Below are 3,112 nucleotides of genomic sequence, written 5' to 3' on the forward strand. Positions count from 1 at the left end.
CGCATAGCAACCCAAAACAAAATCATTGACAAGTTGCAGTCCTTAATTAAGGGAATTAATCAGAGGGTATTCATGAATAGTGGCATCAATTATAAACTTGGAGAAATCTGTGAGATTAAGAGCGGTTATTCGGGAAGTCAACTTTTGTCAAAGAAAGGATTAAAAGTTTCTCGTATAGAAACAATTTCCGGGCATAAGGTGAATATAGAACGTGTGGGGTATGTTGCACCTTTTGAATCTTCAGAAAATTACAGATTGCGAGTTGGAGACATTTTGTTCAGCAATATCAATAGTGTTGAATACATAGGCAATACCGCATTCATAGATAAAGATTATGACCTGTATCATGGAATGAATCTACTCAGATTGACACCTAACAATATGGTGGTTATTCCATTCTATTTATACTTGTTGTTGAATACAAATAGAATGCTCAATCGCTTTAAGACTGTCTGTAACAAAGCTGTATCACAGGCAAGCATAAACCAAACAGAGTTAGGAAAAACTGTTGTTCAGATCCCTCCAACAAATACTCAGAAACAAATATGTGAATTGTATCAAGCATTGTACACCAAATTAGAGACAGAGAACCACACAAAATTACTTTTTCAAAATCAGAAGCAATACTTGCTCCGCCAGATGTTTATATGAACATTTGGCGAAGCAGATACTGCTTTTGAGAATTATAGAGGTCAAGCATATGTTTTTCTGTTTCAATTTTACTATCTATATGACTCAGAATAGAGTATATTCGCTTTTGATTCTCTAAAGTTGGTAGTTTAATACTTGCCTTCTCAAAATCAGCCTTACAAAGGTTGAACCTCGTACTTCCTTGTGCAAATGGATAGATGAACTTGCGAAATGCCGTTGAAGAAACGTAGTAAGACAAAAACGGAGGAAAAGCCACTTCCTTATTTGTGATATGAATACCAAAACAGAAACTATTCAGATACACTTTTTCTTTGCCAAGAAATACAGAACCGATACCAACTTCATTTGGTGTTTCTGATGACAAGGTGAATAAGACATCACCATATTCGACAATATTCTGTTTCTCACCATCTTTGATTGCTACATATTGGAATTCATTTTCATTGATGACATTGTTTGAATACACATTCAAATAAGTTATGAAAGGTTTACCTGAACCAAAATCTTGTGCAGACTTCCCTGACAGTCCAGAATATGAAGTGCCAAGTTCTGCAAAAGAAGTCATTACTTCGTCACCATGTTGAGCATATAATGTGTCATTTAGTCCCTTATCTATTGAAAATAAGCTGTTTATTTAAAACATTAGGGATTCAAAAGAATACCTTTCTTATCTATGGGAAGAATGGCTATTAAAATTTGAAATAAGCTCTACTTTCATTTGAATATATAATATTTCGTAAAAAACTTATTGTTTTTTGGACATATTAATAACATGTATTAATTTTGCAACCAATAAAAAACTATTGAGATGACAAACTTCGATAAACAGAAACTGACAGAGATTGTATTATATATCTTGAATAAAACAAAAGGGTTAGACTACTACCATGTATTCAAGGTTATATATTTTGCTAATATTTCATATTTAGCAAAATATGGCTTTCCTATGGTTTCTGACGAATTCTGTGCATTGCCAGATGGACCTGTACCTTCTGTCCTTTATAATTGTATAAAAGGCGATCCTCAGTGTGATAAAGAATTGCAAGCAATGATAGACAATTGCGTTTCTAAAGGAACTGATGATGCTTATTATATGCTTGAAGCCAAGCGACAGGCAGACGATGAATACCTGTCAAAAGCTGATATTGAAGCTTTGGATAAGTCTATCTTCGAGAATGTAAATCTTCCATACGGTGAGTTACGTGCAAAATCACATGGCGAAGAATGGAAGCGTGCTTATGCCCAACAAGGGCGTAAAGTCATGGATATTATTGGTATGGCAAAAGATGGTATGGCATCCGATGATATGATAGAATATATTAAGGATAATCTGTTGGTGGAGGCTGCATTATCATGACGAAACTCGGAGAATTATTGGGGACTATGGCTGACAAGTTAGCCCAAGATAGTCTTAACATCGGTGATGTTCACTTCCTCAATCTTGATTCAAATAATGGTATTACTCCCAAAGCAGGAGATACTTCCCGCAATAAATTCTTCATCATCCTTGGTTTTGATAATGAAGGAAATGTTATTGGTGGTTTAGTAATAAACTCAAACATCAATTATAATTTGCCAACGTCAGTTACAGACTATCAGCTACCTGTAACAGTTGAACAATTTTCATTTTTGGAGCACAACTCGTTTATCAACTGCTCAAAGATTATTGTGGCCAAGAGAAGTAAATTCAATAAAAATACTTATCGTGGGGTTATCTCCGATGCAGAAATGATGGAACTGATTATCAATACCGTAAAAGAGAGTCCAACCATAAGCAAAAAGCAACTAAGAGAGTTTGGTATTATATAAGATACTGGCTTCGCCAGATGCTTTATATGAACATCTGGCGAAGTATATATTGTTTTTGTTTTGACAAATGAATAGTATAAGCTTCTTCGCTTTCGATTTTTCTGTCAAAACTCCCAATCATTTTTACTATATATTGCTGGTGTTCTTTTGACGGAATAGTTATCTTCATACTGAGCCACTCATCTACATTTATAGAACGCCCATCACGAATGCCATATGTCACAATTATCAAAGACTTTATAAATCTTTGAGAAGTGAAATAATTGGATAAGTAGCTATATTCTAAAAAGCTATTTGGACGAAGAATTGTATATGCAGGACTACATACACCCGATTTGTCCGAAAAAGCAAAACCTCCTTGAAAGGAACGCAAATGAATAACATAATCACCAGCTCTTACAATCTTGTAAGTATTGATATTACTACGTTCAAATTGAATATCTAAATTTAGGTCATCTCTATTTATCATGCCTTTTTCTTGGCTTGCAGAAAGGATATTTGAATATTCCATTTGTTTATTGCGTTCATTTACAACATCAAACAATTGTCTATACGAGTATTCTTTTCCTTGAATTTCAGAGTATAACTTTTCTATAATCGCAGACTTTAGTTTTTTAAAGTCCTCAATGATTTTGTTTTGGGTTGCTATGCG

General features: G+C 34.2%; 5 protein-coding genes. 3 read left to right on the forward strand and 2 right to left on the reverse strand.

Annotated features, from left to right (window positions below):
- The coding region (locus F7D20_RS09940) for a restriction endonuclease subunit S (RefSeq protein WP_194253545.1) at window positions 1–651 on the forward strand (651 nt) is incomplete at its 5' end.
- Here F7D20_RS09940 and F7D20_RS09945 read toward each other — a convergent pair.
- The gene (locus F7D20_RS09945) at window positions 644–1,216 is read right to left on the reverse strand and encodes a restriction endonuclease subunit S (protein WP_158463912.1); all 573 of its coding nucleotides are present in this window, start codon (window positions 1,214–1,216) and stop codon (window positions 644–646) included. The two genes, F7D20_RS09940 and F7D20_RS09945, sit on opposite strands and share 8 nt — an antisense overlap.
- Window positions 1,217–1,459: 243 nt before the next feature.
- Between F7D20_RS09945 and F7D20_RS09950 the strand changes: the two genes are divergently transcribed.
- Both F7D20_RS09950 and F7D20_RS09955 read left to right on the forward strand, forming a co-directional pair.
- Window positions 1,460–2,008: a Panacea domain-containing protein gene (locus F7D20_RS09950; RefSeq protein WP_022111360.1), complete on the forward strand. Its 549-nt coding sequence runs from the start codon at window positions 1,460–1,462 to the stop codon at window positions 2,006–2,008.
- 26 nt (window positions 2,009–2,034) lie between these two features.
- A complete protein-coding gene (locus F7D20_RS09955; protein WP_158463913.1) occupies window positions 2,035–2,460 on the forward strand; it encodes a hypothetical protein in 426 nt (141 codons plus the stop codon).
- A 22-nt stretch (window positions 2,461–2,482) separates the two neighbouring features.
- Here the strand turns inward: F7D20_RS09955 and F7D20_RS09960 are convergent.
- A partial coding sequence (locus F7D20_RS09960; protein WP_194253547.1) for a restriction endonuclease subunit S occupies window positions 2,483–3,112 on the reverse strand: 630 nt, incomplete at its 5' end.

The sequence above is a fragment of the Segatella copri genome, from assembly GCF_009495355.1.
Taxonomy (GTDB): Bacteria; Bacteroidota; Bacteroidia; order Bacteroidales; family Bacteroidaceae; genus Prevotella.

Coding starts and splice junctions, on each gene's coding strand:
- F7D20_RS09945 (WP_158463912.1), bottom strand. CDS start 1,216: ATGACTTCTTTTGCAGAACTTGGCACTTCATATTCTGGACTGTCAGGG.
- F7D20_RS09950 (WP_022111360.1), top strand. CDS start 1,460: ATGACAAACTTCGATAAACAGAAACTGACAGAGATTGTATTATATATC.
- F7D20_RS09955 (WP_158463913.1), top strand. CDS start 2,035: ATGGCTGACAAGTTAGCCCAAGATAGTCTTAACATCGGTGATGTTCAC.